14 protein-coding genes are annotated in these 15,305 nt (G+C 74.1%); 8 read left to right on the forward strand and 6 right to left on the reverse strand.

What is annotated here, in order from left to right:
* Nucleotides 1–341: 341 nt before the first annotated feature.
* Complete coding sequence (locus tag VFZ92_RS08695; protein WP_330875297.1) at nucleotides 342–1,319, reverse strand: alpha/beta hydrolase; 978 nt, start codon at nucleotides 1,317–1,319, stop codon at nucleotides 342–344.
* Nucleotides 1,320–1,346: 27 nt separating this feature from the next.
* Nucleotides 1,347–1,652 (reverse strand): putative quinol monooxygenase, encoded by a 306-nt coding sequence (locus VFZ92_RS08700; RefSeq protein WP_330875298.1) that lies wholly within the window; start codon nucleotides 1,650–1,652, stop codon nucleotides 1,347–1,349.
* A 144-nt stretch (nucleotides 1,653–1,796) separates the two neighbouring features.
* On the opposite strand from VFZ92_RS08700, the gene VFZ92_RS08705 reads away from it, so the two are divergent.
* On the forward strand, nucleotides 1,797–2,672 hold the full coding sequence (locus VFZ92_RS08705) for an AraC family transcriptional regulator (RefSeq protein ID WP_330875299.1): 876 nt from the start codon (nucleotides 1,797–1,799) through the stop codon (nucleotides 2,670–2,672).
* A 9-nt stretch (nucleotides 2,673–2,681) separates the two neighbouring features.
* Here the strand turns inward: VFZ92_RS08705 and VFZ92_RS08710 are convergent, their stop codons facing one another.
* Both VFZ92_RS08710 and VFZ92_RS08715 read right to left on the reverse strand, forming a co-directional pair.
* Nucleotides 2,682–3,257: an XRE family transcriptional regulator gene (locus VFZ92_RS08710; RefSeq protein WP_330875300.1), complete on the reverse strand. Its 576-nt coding sequence runs from the start codon at nucleotides 3,255–3,257 to the stop codon at nucleotides 2,682–2,684.
* Nucleotides 3,245–4,105 carry a LysR family transcriptional regulator gene (locus VFZ92_RS08715; protein WP_330875301.1) on the reverse strand — a complete coding sequence of 287 codons (861 nt, stop codon included), beginning with the start codon at nucleotides 4,103–4,105 and terminating at the stop codon, nucleotides 3,245–3,247. The genes VFZ92_RS08710 and VFZ92_RS08715 overlap by 13 nt, the downstream gene beginning before the upstream one ends.
* A gap of 132 nt (nucleotides 4,106–4,237) precedes the next feature.
* Between VFZ92_RS08715 and VFZ92_RS08720 the strand changes: the two genes are divergently transcribed.
* From VFZ92_RS08720 to ligD, 3 genes are all read left to right on the forward strand, one after another.
* Entirely contained in the window at nucleotides 4,238–5,092 is an 855-nt protein-coding gene (locus VFZ92_RS08720; RefSeq protein ID WP_330875302.1) for an SDR family oxidoreductase, read from the forward strand.
* A 164-nt stretch (nucleotides 5,093–5,256) separates the two neighbouring features.
* A complete protein-coding gene (locus VFZ92_RS08725) occupies nucleotides 5,257–5,538 on the forward strand; it encodes a hypothetical protein (RefSeq protein ID WP_330875303.1) in 282 nt (93 codons plus the stop codon).
* 512 nt (nucleotides 5,539–6,050) lie between these two features.
* Nucleotides 6,051–8,093, forward strand: a complete 2,043-nt coding sequence (gene ligD / locus VFZ92_RS08730; RefSeq protein WP_330875304.1) for a DNA ligase D — start codon at nucleotides 6,051–6,053, stop codon at nucleotides 8,091–8,093.
* Nucleotides 8,094–8,264: 171 nt separating this feature from the next.
* On the opposite strand, the gene VFZ92_RS08735 is transcribed toward ligD, so the two are convergent.
* Complete coding sequence (locus VFZ92_RS08735; RefSeq protein WP_330875305.1) at nucleotides 8,265–8,681, reverse strand: helix-turn-helix transcriptional regulator; 417 nt, start codon at nucleotides 8,679–8,681, stop codon at nucleotides 8,265–8,267.
* Nucleotides 8,682–8,905: 224 nt separating this feature from the next.
* On the opposite strand from VFZ92_RS08735, the gene VFZ92_RS08740 reads away from it, so the two are divergent.
* Genes VFZ92_RS08740 through VFZ92_RS08750 form a run of 3 tightly spaced genes read left to right on the forward strand, consistent with a single transcriptional unit; the run spans nucleotide 8,906 to nucleotide 12,055 of the window.
* Nucleotides 8,906–9,370: an MFS transporter gene (locus tag VFZ92_RS08740; protein WP_330875306.1), complete on the forward strand. Its 465-nt coding sequence runs from the start codon at nucleotides 8,906–8,908 to the stop codon at nucleotides 9,368–9,370.
* Complete coding sequence (locus VFZ92_RS08745; RefSeq protein WP_330875307.1) at nucleotides 9,363–10,196, forward strand: hypothetical protein; 834 nt, start codon at nucleotides 9,363–9,365, stop codon at nucleotides 10,194–10,196. The genes VFZ92_RS08740 and VFZ92_RS08745 overlap by 8 nt, the downstream gene beginning before the upstream one ends.
* The gene (locus VFZ92_RS08750) at nucleotides 10,193–12,055 is read left to right on the forward strand and encodes a WD40 repeat domain-containing protein (protein ID WP_330875308.1); all 1,863 of its coding nucleotides are present in this window, start codon (nucleotides 10,193–10,195) and stop codon (nucleotides 12,053–12,055) included. Before VFZ92_RS08745 ends, VFZ92_RS08750 begins: the two co-directional genes overlap by 4 nt.
* A 9-nt stretch (nucleotides 12,056–12,064) precedes the next feature.
* Here the strand turns inward: VFZ92_RS08750 and VFZ92_RS08755 are convergent, their stop codons facing one another.
* Nucleotides 12,065–13,063, reverse strand: coding sequence for a LacI family DNA-binding transcriptional regulator (locus VFZ92_RS08755; RefSeq protein WP_330875309.1), 999 nt, complete (start codon nucleotides 13,061–13,063; stop codon nucleotides 12,065–12,067).
* Nucleotides 13,064–13,158: 95 nt separating this feature from the next.
* Here VFZ92_RS08755 and VFZ92_RS08760 point away from each other — a divergent pair, with 95 nt between their 5' ends.
* Entirely contained in the window at nucleotides 13,159–15,081 is a 1,923-nt protein-coding gene (locus VFZ92_RS08760; RefSeq protein WP_330875310.1) for a glycoside hydrolase family 30 beta sandwich domain-containing protein, read from the forward strand.
* The last annotated feature ends 224 nt before the right edge of the window (nucleotides 15,082–15,305 follow it).

Genomic DNA, 15,305 nt, shown 5'->3' on the forward strand with positions numbered 1-15,305 from the left:
GAGGGTGTGACGCGGCGGCGAGGCAGCGTGGTGCGACCGGGTGGCCGGTAGCGGCCTCCGCGGTGCCCGGATCAACGGTGGTCGAGCCCTGTCGACACCGACAGTGTTGAACCGGCTGCGCGTTGTTGTCAACGGGTTTCGAGAATGTTTCGGAAAGTATCTTTGACACTTTCGGCAGAGGAAGTGCCTACGAACAACGTTTAAGTCCGGCGAAGTGGCCAGGTCGGGTCGCCGATGCTGAATCGATTGACCGGATTGGGAGATCGCCAGCGCCGAAACTTTCGAGAGCCGGTGATCACCGTGCGTCGAGCACCCCACCGAGCCGGGCCCCCGTCCGCTGATCACCGACCCCTCTCGGGGGAGGGCTGTTCCAGGACGCGGGCGAGCCAGTCGGCGCGGGTCCGGCGGGCCGTGATCGAGAGGGCCGCTCCCGGTGCCAGCGCGTCGAACCCGTGGACGCCGCCCGCCCAGACGTGGAGTTCCGCCTGACCGCCAGCCGCCCAGATCCGGGAGGCGTAGGCGACGTCCTCGTCGCGGAAGACCTCGGCCGAGCCCACGTCGACGTACGTCGTCGGCAGACCGGAGAGGTCGTCGGCGACCGCGGGGGAGACGTGGCCCGGCACGTCCCGCTCCGCGAGGTCGCCGAGCACCGACCGCCAGCCGAACTCGTTCATCTCCCGCGTCCAGACGGCGGGCTCGCCGGAGAACTGGAGGCTGGACGTGGTGTTGTTGCGGTGGTCCAGCATGGGGCAGACCAGGACCTGGGCGGCGATCGACGGAGTGCCGCGGTCGCGCGCCAGCAGCGTGACGCCCGCCGCGAGGCCGCCGCCCGCGCTGATGCCCGCCACCACGACGCGCTCCGGGTCGACACCGAGGTCGTCGGCGTGCTCGACCGTCCACAGCAGACCGAGGTAGCAGTCGTCGACCAGCGTGGTGCCCGTGGCCTCCGGCGCGAGGCGGTGGTCGACGGACACGACGACCGCGCCGAACCGGAAGAGCCAGTCGAGGGGGACGTCGATCTGCGAGAAGCGGTCGCCCATGACCATGCCGCCGCCGTGGATCCAGTAGACGCACGGCGCGGGAGCGGTGCGGTCGGTGCCCGCGGGGCTGAAGACCGACAGCGGGATCGAGGCGCCGTCGGCGGTGGGGACGGTGACCTCCCGCCGCTCGACGGCACGGCCGTCCAGCAGGGTCTCGACCGGCGTCGACGGGTACCGGCGCAGCCGCGCCAGCAGGTCGAGGTCGATCTCGGTGCCGAGCGGCACGTCGGCGAGCAGCGCGCTCAGCTCGGGGTCGATGTCGGGGCGAACCGGTGCCACGGGGAGTCCTCTCGGTGGTCGGGGTGGTCAGAAGGCGGCTTTGCCGCCGACGGGCACGGCGTCGACGTACCGCGACTCGCCCGCCAGCAGCGGCTGGAGCTTCGCGACCAGCGCCACGGCCTGCTCGGTCGCGAAGAACGCGGCGTGGGCCTCGGGGCTGGTCCAGCCCTCGGTGACGTGCACGGTGTCCGGGTCGCTCGCCGAGCGGCTGACGAGGAAGACGACGCAGTCCGGGTTCGGCAGGGACGGCGCGTCGAGCAGGAACGCGACCAGGTCGTCACCCCTGCCGGGCCGCGCGGTCATGGTGGCGTGGAAGCCGTGGCCGATCGTCATGAACGTTCTCCTCGCTGGTGGTCACCCGGGATGGTGATGTGACCAGCTAAGCATTCCCACCTGCGGAAATGGTAGATCGATGCTCCTGAGCACTTGCCCGATCCTCTCGTTGCGGCGAGGATCCGATTCTGCTTCACTCACCTGATGGACCTTGAGGAGCTGCGCGGTCTGCTGGAGCGCCACGCCCGCCCCGACACGACCACCGCCATCGAGGACGTGCTGGTCTCGAAGGTCGACCGGGACGACGGCCCGTCGCCCGCGATGTCCGGCACGGTGATGGCGCTCATCGCGCGGGGCGCGAAGCACATCGCGCTGGGCGACCGCGTCCACGAGTACCGGGCGGGCCAGTACCTCGTGGCGTCGGTCGACCTGCCGATCACCGGCCACTACGTCGGTGTCGGCCCCGAGAGCCCGGCCCTGGGCTTCGGCCTGACCCTGCGCCCGTCCGCCATCGCGGAACTGCTGCTGCACGCCGGGCCGGGCGACCTCCCGCCCATCGGCGGCGCCAGCGCGTCCGGGCTGGCCGTCAGCGACGCCTCCGCCGGGCTGGTCGACGCGGTCGTGCGGCTGCTGCGCCTGCTCGACGAGCCGAGGGACGTCGCCGTGCTCGCACCGCTGGTCAAGCGCGAGATCCTGTGGCGGCTCGTCACCGGCGAGCAGGGCGCCACCGTCCGCCAGCTCGGCCTGGCCGACAGCGGGCTCAGCCACGTCGCCCGCGCGGTCCGGTGGATCCGCGAGCACTTCGCCCAGTCGTTCCGCGTCGAGGACGTGGCGCGGCTCGCGGGCATGAGCGTGTCGGCGTTCTACCGCAACTTCCACGCCGTCACGGCGATGAGCCCGATCCAGTTCCAGAAGCAGATCCGCCTCCAGCAGGCGAGGCTCCTGCTCGCCGCGGACCCCACCGACGTCACGGGGATCAGCCGCCGCGTCGGGTACGACAGCCCGTCGCAGTTCAGCCGCGAGTACCGCCGCCAGTTCGGCGCGTCACCGAGCCAGGACGCCCTCCGGTTGCGCGCGTGACCGGCCGGGTCAGGTGGTGCGGGCCCGCAGGTGGGCGCGTTCGCCCTGCTGGCCGAACAGCACCAGAAGCTCGACCGGCTCGGCTCCCGCGGACCCCATCCAGTGCGGGACGGTCGTGTCGAACTCCGCCACCTCGCCCGGTCTCAGCACCAGGTCCCGATCCCCGAGCAGGAGCCGCAGCAGTCCACTGAGGACGTAGACCCACTCGTAGCCCTCGTGCGTCTTCAGGTCCGGGGCCGATTCCCCCTCCGACGCCGGGATGACCAGCTTGTGCGCCTGCACGCCGCCCGCGCGCCGGGTCAGCGGGACGAACGTCATCCCGAAGCGCCGCACCGGTGTGAGGTGCACGCGCGGGTCCCCGGTGTGCGGCGCGCCGACCAGTTCGTCGAGCGGGACGCCGTGGGCGCGGGCCAGCGGCAGCAGCAGTTCCAGGTTCGGCCGCCGCCCACCGCTCTCCAACCGCGACAGCGTGCTCTCGGAGATGCCGGTGGTGTCCGCGAGGTCGGCGAGCGTGATGCCCCGTGCGCGGCGGAGTTCACGCAGCCGCGGTCCGACCGCGGCCAGCACGGCGCTCAGCTCGTCCATGGCCTCGACGTGCCGGAGGAGGCGGCGCGGACGAGGGCCGCGGTCGCCGTGGACCGGGACTGCTGCGGCCACGCGATGGCCAGGACGGCGGGCGGGGCGTCCGGGACGCGGACGTAGGCGATCCCCGGCCGGGGGTAGCGGTCGACGACGGATTCGGGGAGCAGCGTGACGAGTTCGCCGAGTTCCACGAGCTTGAGCAGCTGCGGCAGGTCGCGGACGCCGTGCTGCTCGACGATCCGGTCGAGGAATCGGCCGACGTCGTCGGGACCGGCCGGGTCCGCGATGGGCAGGCCGAGTTCGGCGAGGCCGATGCTCTCGCGGGTGGCGAGCGGGTGTCCGGAGGGGACGGCGGCGACGCGCGGCTCCTCGACCACGGTCTCGGCGTCGAGCCCGGTGCGGTCGAACGGTTCGTAGACGAGGGCGGCGTCGGCCTCGCCCCGGCGCAGCAGCCGCGGGTGCTCGCCCCAGCCGCACAGCCGGATCGACACGGGCCGAGCCGCGGGATCGGCGGCGTAGGCGGCCAGGATGCCGTCCAGCAGGCCGGCGTCGCTGTCGGCCTTGACCGCGAGGACCAGCTTCGGCTCGGGGGCCGCGGTGCGCTGCGCCCGGCGCCCGGCCGCGTCGAGGGCGTCCAGCGCGACGCGGGCCTGGTCGAGCAGGACGGCGCCCGCGGGTGTCAGCGCGACGCTGTGGGTGGTCCGCTCGAACAGGGTCACGCCCAGGTCCGCTTCGAGGCCGCGGATCGCGCGGGACAGGGGTGGCGCGGAGATGCCGAGCCGGTCGGCGGCGCGGGAGAAGTTCAGCTCCTCGGCGACGGCGACGAAGTAGCGCAGCGGCCGTGACTCCACCCGTCCACCTCCGATCGGTGTGTCCCGGAGGGTAACAGCCGGGACCGCCTCGATCCTTCTCGCGCGCCGCCTGCGCGGGCATCGTGGTCGGCGCGCCCAGGACTTGGGCGTACGTCTGGTGAACGGGTTCTCATGATCATTGTCAGTGGTGCGAACGGAACGCTCGGCGGACTGGTCGTCCAGCGGTTGCTGGACCGGGTGGCTCCCGAGCGGGTCGGCGTGTGCGTCCGCGACCCGGAGAGGGCGCGGGGGTTGGCCGAGCGGGGCGTCCGCGTGCGGCGGGGCGACTTCGCCGACGCCGCGAGCCTCGACCACGCCTTCGAGGGAGCCTCGCGGGTGCTCGTCGTGTCGGTGGACAGCGCGGGCGAGGAGGCGCTGCGCCTGCACGGGACGGCGATCGACGCGGCGGCGAGGTCCGGCGCGCGGCGGGTCGTCTACACGAGCCACACGGGCTCGAACCCCGACTCGCCCTTCCCGCCGATGCCGGACCACGCCGCCACCGAGGTCCTCCTGCGGGACTCGGGGGTGGACTTCACGGTGCTGCGCAACGGTTTCTACGCGTCGTCGGCGCTCGTGCTGCTCGGCGCCGCGCTGGAGACCGGTGAGCTGGCCCTGCCGGAGGACGGGCCGGTGTCCTGGACCGCCCACGCCGACCTCGCCGAGGCCGCGGTCGTCGCGCTGGTCGACGACGTCCTGGACGGGGTGAGCCCGGACCTCACCGGGGCGGAGGCGGTCGACATGGCCGGTGTCGCGGCCATCGCCTCGGAGTTGACGGGCAGGCCGGTCCGCCGGGTCGTCGTGCCGGACGAGGACTACCGCGCGGGCCTGCTCGCCCGCGGCGTGCCCGGACGCGCGGCCGACCTGCTCGTCGGCCTGTTCGAGGCGAGCCGGAAGGGCGAGTTCGCACGGGTGGACCCGGCGCTCCCGAGGCTGCTCGGACGGCCCCCGGCGCCGCTGCGGGACGTCCTGCGCGCGGCGATCGGGTAGGCGGCGACCGGCCCGGCCCCGTCGACACGCGGGGCCAGGCCTGGTTGAACCGATTTTGAAACGGTTCTAAGGTGGTCCCGTCGTCACCACCCGCCGAGGGACGTGGGACCCGTGCCCGTACCACCGCGTGCGCCGACGCTCGTCACCGAGCCCCGGAGCCGTCCATGGCCGGTCTAGAGGACCGGATGATCGACCTGGTGTGGCACGTCGTGGTGACGTGCGGTCGACGGCGGCCCGCGGAGGCCACCGCGAGGCGCATCCTCCGCGAGCACTTCACGCCCGCCGACAGCGGCGACGTGCACGGCAGGGCCGTGCGGGGCAGGCTGGTGCACGCGCTGCGGGCGGAGTTCGGGGCGCCCGCCGAGGCCGCCGTCGACCGGGCGAGGGTGCGCGACGAACTGGCGATCCTCAGGTCCAGGGGTCTTCCCGGCTTCGGCGGACGATGACCGAGGACGTCGACCGGCCCGCGACGCCGGGAGCGCTGTGGACGCCGGGAGCGCCCGCCGCGATGCTCGGCGTGCCGACCACACCCTGCGCACCTGGCGGCACCGCTACGACCTCGGTCCCGCGGCCCGGACCGCGGGCGGGCACCGCCGCCGCGCCGACGAGGACGTGCGGCGCGTGCGGCGGAGAAGGTCTCGTCCACCGTCGTGCTGCCGTGGGCACCGGGCCGACCTCGCCGGGCGGGTCCCGCCGGCCGCCCTGACCGCGCGGACCGGTCTGTCGTGGCCGTCGCCTGCCGGGGGCGGGCCGACCTCGACCTGCCGGGTGTCCACCGTCCGGGGTCGCTGCGGGACGCGGTGCTCCTGGTGCTCGACGCGGTGCCCACCGAGATCCGCTGACCAGGCCCGGACCGGGGCGCGGAGCTAGGCCGAATGGGTTACGGTCGGTCGGGCAGGGCGGTGGTCCGGGCGCGGCAGGCCTGAGCGGTGCCGCCACGGTGGGGCGGAGGTCGTCGATGGCACGCGGTCCCGCCGAACCCGTCGACCCGGTGCCGCCGTGGGTCGAACCGATGCTCGCCAAGCCCGACGGCGGCGTGCTGCGCGGCGGTCCGGAGTGGACGTACGAGTACAAGCTCGACGGCTACCGGGCGTCCATGCGCGTCGCCCCCGACGGGACCACGGTGCTGACCAGCCGCAACGGCATCGACTTCACCCCCGAGTTCACCAGCCTGGTCGGCGTCCTCGCCGAGGGGCTCGACGGGCGCGCGGCCGTGCTCGACGGCGAGATCGTCGTCTACGGCGCCGACGGCCGGATCGAGTTCGGGGAGTTGCAGCAGCGGCGCGGGCGGTACCGCAAGCACGCGGGCTCCCCGTGGCGCGACGAGGTGTTCCACGACGTGGCCGAGGTCCGGTACCTCGCGTTCGACCTGCTCCGGCTCGGCGACCGGTCGCTGCTCGACCGGCCGTACGACGAGCGCCGGGCGCTGCTGGAGCGGCTGCCGATGCCGGACCCGCACCGGGTCTCGGTGGTGCCCGCGTTCACGTTCGACTCCCTCGCCGCGGACCGGCGCACGCCCGCCACCCTGCTCGACGCGGTCGCGGCGGCGGGGTACGAGGGGCTGATCGCGAAGCTGCGCGCCTCGCCCTACGTGCCGGGCGCGCGGCCGGACTCGTGGCTCAAGCACCCGATCGTGCGGACCCAGGAGGTGCTGGTCTGCGGGTGGCGGCCGGGGCAGAACCGGTTCACCGGCATGGTCGGCGGTCTCCTGCTGGGCGCGCACGACCCCGTGACCGGGGCACTGGTGTACATCGGCGACGTCGGGACCGGGTTCACCGACCGCGACCGCCACGAGCTGCGCGCGCTCCTGGTCCCGCTGGAGCGGTCCACGCACCCGTTCGCGGCCGACCCGCCGCGCGACGACGTCCGCCGGGGGCGGTGGGTGGAACCGCGACTCGTCGGCGAGGTGCGGTACCGCCAGTTCACCCGTGGCGCGGACGGCCGCACCGGCAGGCTCCGGCACACGGCGTGGCGCGGCCTGCGCGAGGACCGCGCCGCGGCGGACGTGGTCGCGCCGCGCGCCGCACCGGACGTGGTCGCGCAGCGGGCCGCGCCGGAACCACCGGCCCCGCGCGCCGCGCCCGCGCCGCCCGCCCGGCAGGCGAAGCGCGTCACCGTGCGGGCGGGGGAGCGGCAGCTCGTCCTGTCCAACCTGGACAAACCGCTGTACCCGGACGGCTTCACCAAGGCCCAGGTCATCCACTACTACAGCACCGTCGCCCCGTTCCTCCTGCCGCACCTGCGCGACCGGCCGGTCACCTTCGTCCGCTACCCCGACGGCGTGGCGGGCGAGCACTTCTACGAGAAGAACGTCCCGCGCGGAGCCCCGGACTGGATCAGGACGGTGCGGCTGCCCAGCGGCGGCTCGCGCGACACCGTCGAGCACGCCCTGCTCGACGAGCTGCCCGCCCTGGTGTGGGCGGCGAACCTGGCCGCGCTGGAACTCCACGTTCCCCAGTGGACGATCGGACCCGGCACCGCCCGTCGGGTCCCGGACCGGCTGGTGTTCGACCTCGACCCCGGACCGGGCACGAGCGTGGTCGAGTGCGCCCGCGTGGCCGAGCGGCTGCACGACGTCCTCGTCGCCGACGGCCTCACGCCGGTCGCGAAGACGTCGGGCTCCAAGGGGATGCAGGTCTGCGCGGGCGTGAGGGGCGTGCGGTCGGGCGACACCTCCGCGTACGCGAAGGCGGTCGCGCAGCGGTTCGCGGCGCGGACGCCGGACCTGGTGACGGCGACGATGGCGAAGGCGGCGCGGCCGGGGAGGGTCTTCATCGACTGGAGCCAGAACAACCCCGCCAAGACGACCGTCGCGCCGTACTCCCTGCGCGGCCGTGAGCACCCCACCGCGTCCACCCCGGTCACCTGGGCCGAGGTCCGGGCGTGCAGCGCCGCCGAGCAGCTGGTGTTCACCGCCGAGGACGTCGTGGAGCGGGTGCGGGAGCTGGGCGACCTGTTCGCCGTGCTGGAGGGGAGCCGGGCCGGCCTACCGACCGGCTGACCGGTCCCGCGCGGCCCGGTCGACCTCGGCCGTGACGGCGGCGCGGACCGCGTCCAGGTCGTGCCCGCCGGAGAGGTGCCCGGCAGGCGCGCGGGTGGAGGGAGGCCGGGGTGCGCCCCGCCAGTTCGGTCGGGCCGCTCGCCCGCGTTCCGCGGTGGGTGGTGACGGCCGCTACCTGGTGGTGTGCGGGTGGAGGGTGACCAGCAGCAGGGCGTCGAGCAGGCGGTGCCAGTCGGGTTCGGTGAGGTCGCGGCCGGTCAGGTCGCCCAGCCTGGCCAGCGCGTCGAGCAGGCGCCCGGCCAGTTCGGCCGTGCCGGCCCCGGTGGACTCGGCGAGCACCTGGACGTCGTGGCGGAACCGGGTGCCGCGGCTGAGCCGGACCAGGGAGGCGGGCAGCGCGGGGGGAGGCTCGCCGTCGGGGGCGAAGTCGACCGTCAACCGCGTGTCGAGCGCCGAGGCCAGCGGGTCGAGCGCGTCGAGGGTCGGGTTGCCCCGGCCGTTCTCCAGGTTGGCCACGCGGGGCGCCGACAGCCCCGCGTCGGGGTCGTGGGCTTCCACGCCCTGGTGTGGGTGGACGTCGCGACCCACGTCCTCTCGGCCGCTGCGATCCTGGCGACCACCCGGCGGCCCGCGGGCCCGAGGACCGGTGGCGCGCGCGGCCTCCTCGGGGAACTCGGTGCGGGACCGGCCTTCCTGCGCGGCGAGGTGACCGCCTCGGCGCTGGTCGTGGTCAACGGCGTCTTCCTGCGCGCCAACGCGTCGCCGACGGCGCTGCTTGCGGGAACTGGGGAGGAACCGCGCGCACGGGGTTCGTGCTGTCCGCGCTCGGCGTCGGGTTCCTGCTCGGCGCGCCGCTCGTCCGGGCGCTGGTCGACCGCGTGTCGCCGGGGTACCTCCTCGGCGGCACGCTCGCGGCCACGGCCGTCGGGTTCGGGCTGCTGTTCGGCTCGACGCCGATGGCCACCGCGCTCCCCGCCGCCGTGGTCACCGGGGCGTTCGGGTCGACGGCGCTGGTGGTCGTGAAGACCTCGGTGCGGCGGATCACGCCGAACGAGCTCCTGGGCCGGGTCGGTTCCGCGCTGTTCACCGCGGAGGCGGTCGCCGCGTTCGCGGGACCCGTCATCGCGGAGGCCTCGTCCCCGGCCACCGCGACCCTCGTCGCCTGCGGCGGGACGGTGCTCAGCGGCGTGCTGGCGGTGGTGCCGCTGCCGCGCTCGGTCCACACCGGACACCGCGAGACCGATGCCCGCTCAGTCACGTGGTCATCCGATGGCTGAAGATCACCGGCGTGGGCCACCGGTCAGCGGTCGAACCCGTCGGGTCCGAGCACGCGCTGACCTCCGCGCCCAGCACCTCGGACCGATCACCGCGCTGCGGGCCGACGGGCGGGCGGTCCTCGTCAGCGGGTCGGGCGACGGCGGGGTGCGGCGCTCCGACGCGGAGACCGGTGGCCGGATGACGGGAACGACGAGCGGACGACCGGAAGGGCACGACACCGTGGACGCGGAACAGCTCCTGTGGCGCCTGGCGGACAGGCTGGCACCTTTCCCCAACGCCAAACCCGACTGGTTCGACCACGCGGGCGACCTCGTCGTGGCCGACGGCCCGGTCATCTGGGAGACCCCGTGGGTCACCGAGGGCGGGTTCACGCACCGGCTGCCAGCGGGCACCTACCCGGTGCACGTCGGCACGTCCGCGTGCACCCCGGACGACCACGACCCCGACGCGTTCCGCTACACCACGCGGATGCTGGTGGTCCCGTTGGCGGATCCGGACCGGATCGCCCAGGCGGAGTGGGACGTCGAGTGCTACGACGACGTCCACATGGTCGAGGACTACGCCGTGCTGTGGGGCGAGGAGGCCATGCGCGCGACGCTCCCGCACGAGGACGGCGTGCCCGCGTTCTTCCCGGACGTGCGCGACCGCATCGAGGCCGAGGGCCCCCACCTCCGGCGGGACAACTGGGCCGAGGTCGTGCTGGACCGGGACACCGGGGTCAACGCCCTCGTCTTCCCCGTCACCGCCGAGAACCTCAACGGCTACGAGATCGTCGACGACGAGGAGAACCTGCTGTGCCTGGTGCTGACGGAGGCCGGCTGGTGAGCGCCCCGACGGCCATCAGGACCCCGCACCGCGGACCGGTCACCGCGCTGGCCGCGCTGCGGGTCGACGGGCGGGCGGTGCTCGTGAGCGGGTCGAGCGACGGCGGGGTGCGGCGGTGGGACGCGCTCACCGGTGAGGCGCTGGACGAGCCGCTGGACGGGCGCGGGTGGGTGTGGTCGCTGGCCACCGCTCGTGCCGACGGGCGCCCGGTGGTCGTGGGCGGTTTCCAGGACGGGCGGCTGGTGCGCTGGGACGCGGCGACCGGCGAGGCGGTGGGGGACGGGGCGCGGACCGGGTGGGTGCGGTCCCTGGCGGTCGTGGGGTCGGTGGTGTTCAGCGGTTCCGACGACGGCGACGTGCGGCGGTGGGACGTGACCACGGGTCTGCCGGTCGGCGGTCCGCTGCCGGGCAGGCCGTCGTCGGTGTGGTCGTTGGCGACGGTGGTGGTGGCTGGTCGGACGCTGCTGGTCGGTGGGTTCGCCGACGGTGCTCTGTGGCGGTGGGACGTGGAAACCGGCGCTCCCGTCGGCGAGCCGAGGATGGTCCACGGTGGACCCGTGCGGGCGCTGGCCGTCGTGGGCTCGGTGCTGTGCAGCGCCTCCGACGACGGCACGGTGCGGCGCTGGGACGTCGAGACCGGGCAGCCGGTCGGCGAACCCCTCTCCGCCGTCGTGCTGTCGCTGCTGCCGGTCGCGCTGCCCGACGGCCGCACCGTGCTCGTGGGCGGCTGTCGCGACGGCGCGGTGCTCCGGTGGGACGGCGAGACCGCGCGGCCGCTCGCCGGTCACGTCCGCCCGGTGCGGTCGTTGGCCGCGGTCGAGGCGGACGACGGTCGGACGCTGCTGTTCAGCGGCTCGGACGACGGTGAGGTGCGCCGCTGGGACGCCGCCACCGGCGAGGCCGTCGGCTCTCCGCTGACCGGCCACAACGACTACGTCGTCGGACTGGTCACCACCGGGTTGGCCGACGGCCGCACGCTGGTCGTCAGCGCGGGCGACACCACGGTCCGCCGCTGGGACCCGGCCACCGGCCTGCCCGTCGGTGAGCCGATGATCGCAGGCGCGAAGGTGCGATCGGTCGCCGCGCTCGGACCGCTCGTCGTCAGCGGGTACGAGGACGGCCTGGTGCGCCGCTGGGACGCCGAGACCGGGCTGCCGGTGGGCGAACCCCTCGTCGGCCACGCCGAGATGGTGGTGTGCCTGGACGTGTTCACCCCGTCGACCGGGCGGACGCTCGTCGCCAGCTGCTCCTGGGACGGCGTCGTGCGGTTCTGGGACGCGCTGACGGGCAGGCCGGAGGGCGAGCCGATCACCGGGTTCGGCCGCACCCCGAGGTGGCTGACCACAGTGCGGCTCCCCGGCGGTCGCACGCTGCTCGCCGTCGTGACCTCGGACAAGACCGTGCTGCGGTGGGACGTGGAGACCCGGCAGCCCGTCGGCGAACCGATCACCGGTGAGCACGGGGTGGCCGGGCCGATCGCCTCGATCGTCCTGGACGACGGCCGCGCGGTCCTCGCGTTCGCGGAGAAGCACAGCAGGCTGCGGCTCTGGGACGCGGAGACCGGGGAACCGGTCAGCGACGTCCTGCCCGGCCACCGCGAGAACTACTCGGTGTTCTCGGTGGTCGCCGCCCGGCTGGACGGCGGGCGGCAGGTGTTCGCGAGCATGGGCAAGGGCGGCGTCGTGCTGGTGTGGGACGCGGGGACGGGGCGGCGGGTCGCGGAGCTGGCCGTCGGTGACGACCGCACGTCCACCATGACCGCGTTCGGCGCGCCCGGCGGCCGGCTGGTCGTGATCACCAGCGCCAACGCCGACCTGGCGATCTCGGTGCGCGAGGTGGCCGACGTGGAGCAGCCGTGACGAACCGCGTCACACGGGCACGGGACCGGTGGAGTCGCGGACGACCAGCGTCGTGGACAGCTCCAGGTGCAGGGCCTCCGGCCGGTGCCCGTCCAGGACGCGCCCGAGCTGCGTGACGGCGAGGCGGCCCATCTCCTGGAGCGGTTGGCGGACCGTGGTGAGGGCGGGGCGGGTGGCGCGGCTGAGGTCGATGTCGTCGAAGCCCGCGACGGACAGGTCCTCCGGCACGCGCAGACCGCGGTCGTGGGCCGCCCGGAGCGCGCCGACGGCGAGCTTGTCGTTGAAGCACACCAGCGCCGTCAGGCGGTCCGCGCCGTCCAGCAGCTCACCCGCCGCGCGAACGCCGTCGTCGATCGTCGGCTCGACGTGCCTGGTCAGGCGCGGTGAGGGCAGGACACCGACCTGCGCGAGCGCCGCGTGGTGGCCCGCCAGCCTGGCGTCACCGGCGAGCCACACGTCCGGGCCCGCGATGACGCCGATGGCGCGGTGGCCGTGCCCCACCAGGTGCGCGGTGAGCGCGCGGGCGCCGGAGAGGTGGGCGGCGGAGATCGACGGGATGTCCGCGGGCAGCGCGGTGCGCGGGTCGACCACGATGAACGGGAAGCCGCGCCGGGACAGCGCCACGAGCCGGTCGTCGTCCTCCGGCGGCAGGATCAGCACGGCGGCGTCGATCCCCGGCTCGTCCGGCAGGCCCGCGAGGACCTCGGAGCCCTGGGAGGCCTCGCCCGCGTCGAGCACCGTGCGCGCCCCGTGCAGGCGCAGGGTCTCGACGACCGAGGACACGATCAGTCCGAAGTAGTCGGTGAGCAGGTACGGGCAGCGCACGTAGACCGTGCGGGCCGCGCCGCCGGTGCCGGCGGGCTGCCGGTGGCGCTCGACCGCCTGGAGCACGAGGTCGCGGGTCCGCGGCGACACGTTGGCGTGGTCGTTGAGCACGCGGGAGACGGTGGCGATCGAGACGCCGGTCTCCGCGGCGATGTCGCGGACCTTCGCGCGCCTGTTCTCCACCAGGCCGATCTTAACGACGTCTTGCGCCTTGACGCCGCTCCAGCAGCCGTGTTCCATCCTGAAACAGCTTGTTACATACTGCTCGAAGGAGAGCGATGAGAACCCCCGTCGCCGTAGCCCTCACGTCCGTGGTCGCCCTGGTGCTCGGCACGCCGGGCGGTGTCCACGCCGACGCCCGGAAGCACGACGCGCCGAGGGTCGGGGTCTGGCTCACCACCCCTGACCGGACGCGGCTGCTGGCCGAGCAGCCGTCCGTGCCGTTCCGGCGCGGCGACTCGCCCCACCAGACCATCGTCGTGGACCCGGACCGGACGTTCCAGGAGGTCGACGGGTTCGGCGCCTCGATCACCGACTCGTCGGCGGCCGTGCTGCACCGGCTGACCCCGGCGGCGCGCGAGAAGGCGATGCGCGACCTGTTCGACCCCGAGCGCGGCATCGGCGTCAGCTTCCTGCGCCAGCCCGTCGGCTCCTCCGACTTCACCGCGGCGGCCGAGCACTACACGTTCGACGACGTGCCCGCCGGGCAGACCGACTTCCCGTTGCGCCACTTCAGCACCGCCCGCGACGAGGAGCGGGTGCTGCCCCTGCTGCGCCGCGCCAAGCAGCTCAACCCGCGGCTGAAGGTCATCGCGACGCCGTGGAGCCCGCCCGCGTGGATGAAGACCGACGACTCGCTGGTGGGCGGTCGGCTCAAGGACGACCCCGCGGTCTACGACGCCTACGCGCGCTACCTCGTCAAGTTCGTGCGCGCCTACGCCGCGGCGGGTGTGCCGGTCGACTACCTGTCGGTGCAGAACGAGCCGCAGAACCGCACCCCCGTGGGCTATCCGGGCACGGACATGCCCGTCGACCAGCAGGAGAAGGTGATCAGCGCGCTCGGGCCGCTGCTGCGGTGGGCCAGTCCGAGGACGAAGATCCTGGCCTACGACCACAACTGGGCCACGCACCCCGGCGACATCGGCACCACGCCGCCCGGTGAGGACCCCGAGACCGACTACGCCGCGGACTTCCTGTCCGGCCCGGCCGCGAAGTGGGTCGCGGGCACCGCCTTCCACTGCTACTACGGCGATCCCTCCGCGCAGACCGCGCTGCACGACGCCCACCCGGACAAGGGGATCTGGTTCACCGAGTGCTCCGGCTCCCACGGTCCGGCCGACCCGCCCGCGAAGGTCTTCCGCGACACCCTGGTCTGGCACGCCCGCACCATCGCCATCGGCACCACCCGCAACTGGGCCAAGTCCGTGGTGAACTGGAACATCGCGCTCGACGAGACCGGCGGGCCGCACCTGGGCGGCTGCGACACGTGCACCGGCCTGGTGACCGTCGGCGCCGACGGCTCCGTGACGACCAACGCCGAGTACTACACGGTCGGCCACCTCTCGAAGTTCGTGAAGCCGGGCGCGAAACGCGTCGCCAGCACGTCCTTCGGCTCCACCGGCTGGAACGGGCAGGTCGCCGACGTGGCGTTCCGCAACCCCGACGGCTCCACGGCCCTGGTCGTGCACAACGAGAACGACGAGCCGCGGACGTTCGCCGTCGCGGTCGGCGAGCAGGTCTTCGAGTACACGCTGCCCGGCGGTGCGCTCGCGACGTTCACCTGGCCCCGCCACCGGTCCCCGCGGTCCGACCTGGACCGGGTCGAGCTGCCCGCCGCGACGGCGACCGCCTCGCCCGCGGGCACCGCGCCGTCGGCCGCCGTGGACGCCGAGGCCTCCACGTGGTGGAGCAGCGGCCAGGCCCAGGAGCCCGGCCAGCACCTCCAGGTCGACCTGGGCGGCAGCACGGTCTTCCGGCGGGTCGCGATCGACAGCGGCGGCAACCTCGGCGACTACGCACGCGGCTGGCAGCTGTCCGCGAGCGACAACGGCACCACGTGGCGCACCATCGCGACCGGCACCGGCACCGGCCACCTGACGAACGTCGACGTCCGCCGCACCAGCGCGCGGTACCGGCGGATCACCTCGACCGCCGCGGCCGACAACTGGTGGAGCATCGCGGACATCCGCCTGTACGACTGACTTCTCCACTGATTTCTCCACAAAGCCTGTGGAGATTGCTCCCAACCCTGCAAGGAGCATCATGTCATCGGTATCGAGAACAAGGGTGGCCGCTGTCGTGACCGCGGTGACGGCCACCGTCGGGGCGCTGCTCGCCTTCCCGGCCGCACCGGCGGTGGCGGCGCCGACCGTCAACGTCTGGCTCACCACGGGCGACCGGGCCAACCTGTTGCGCCAGCAAGGAA

This window comes from Umezawaea sp. (genome assembly GCF_036375055.1).
Lineage (GTDB): Bacteria > Actinomycetota > Actinomycetes > Mycobacteriales > Pseudonocardiaceae > Umezawaea.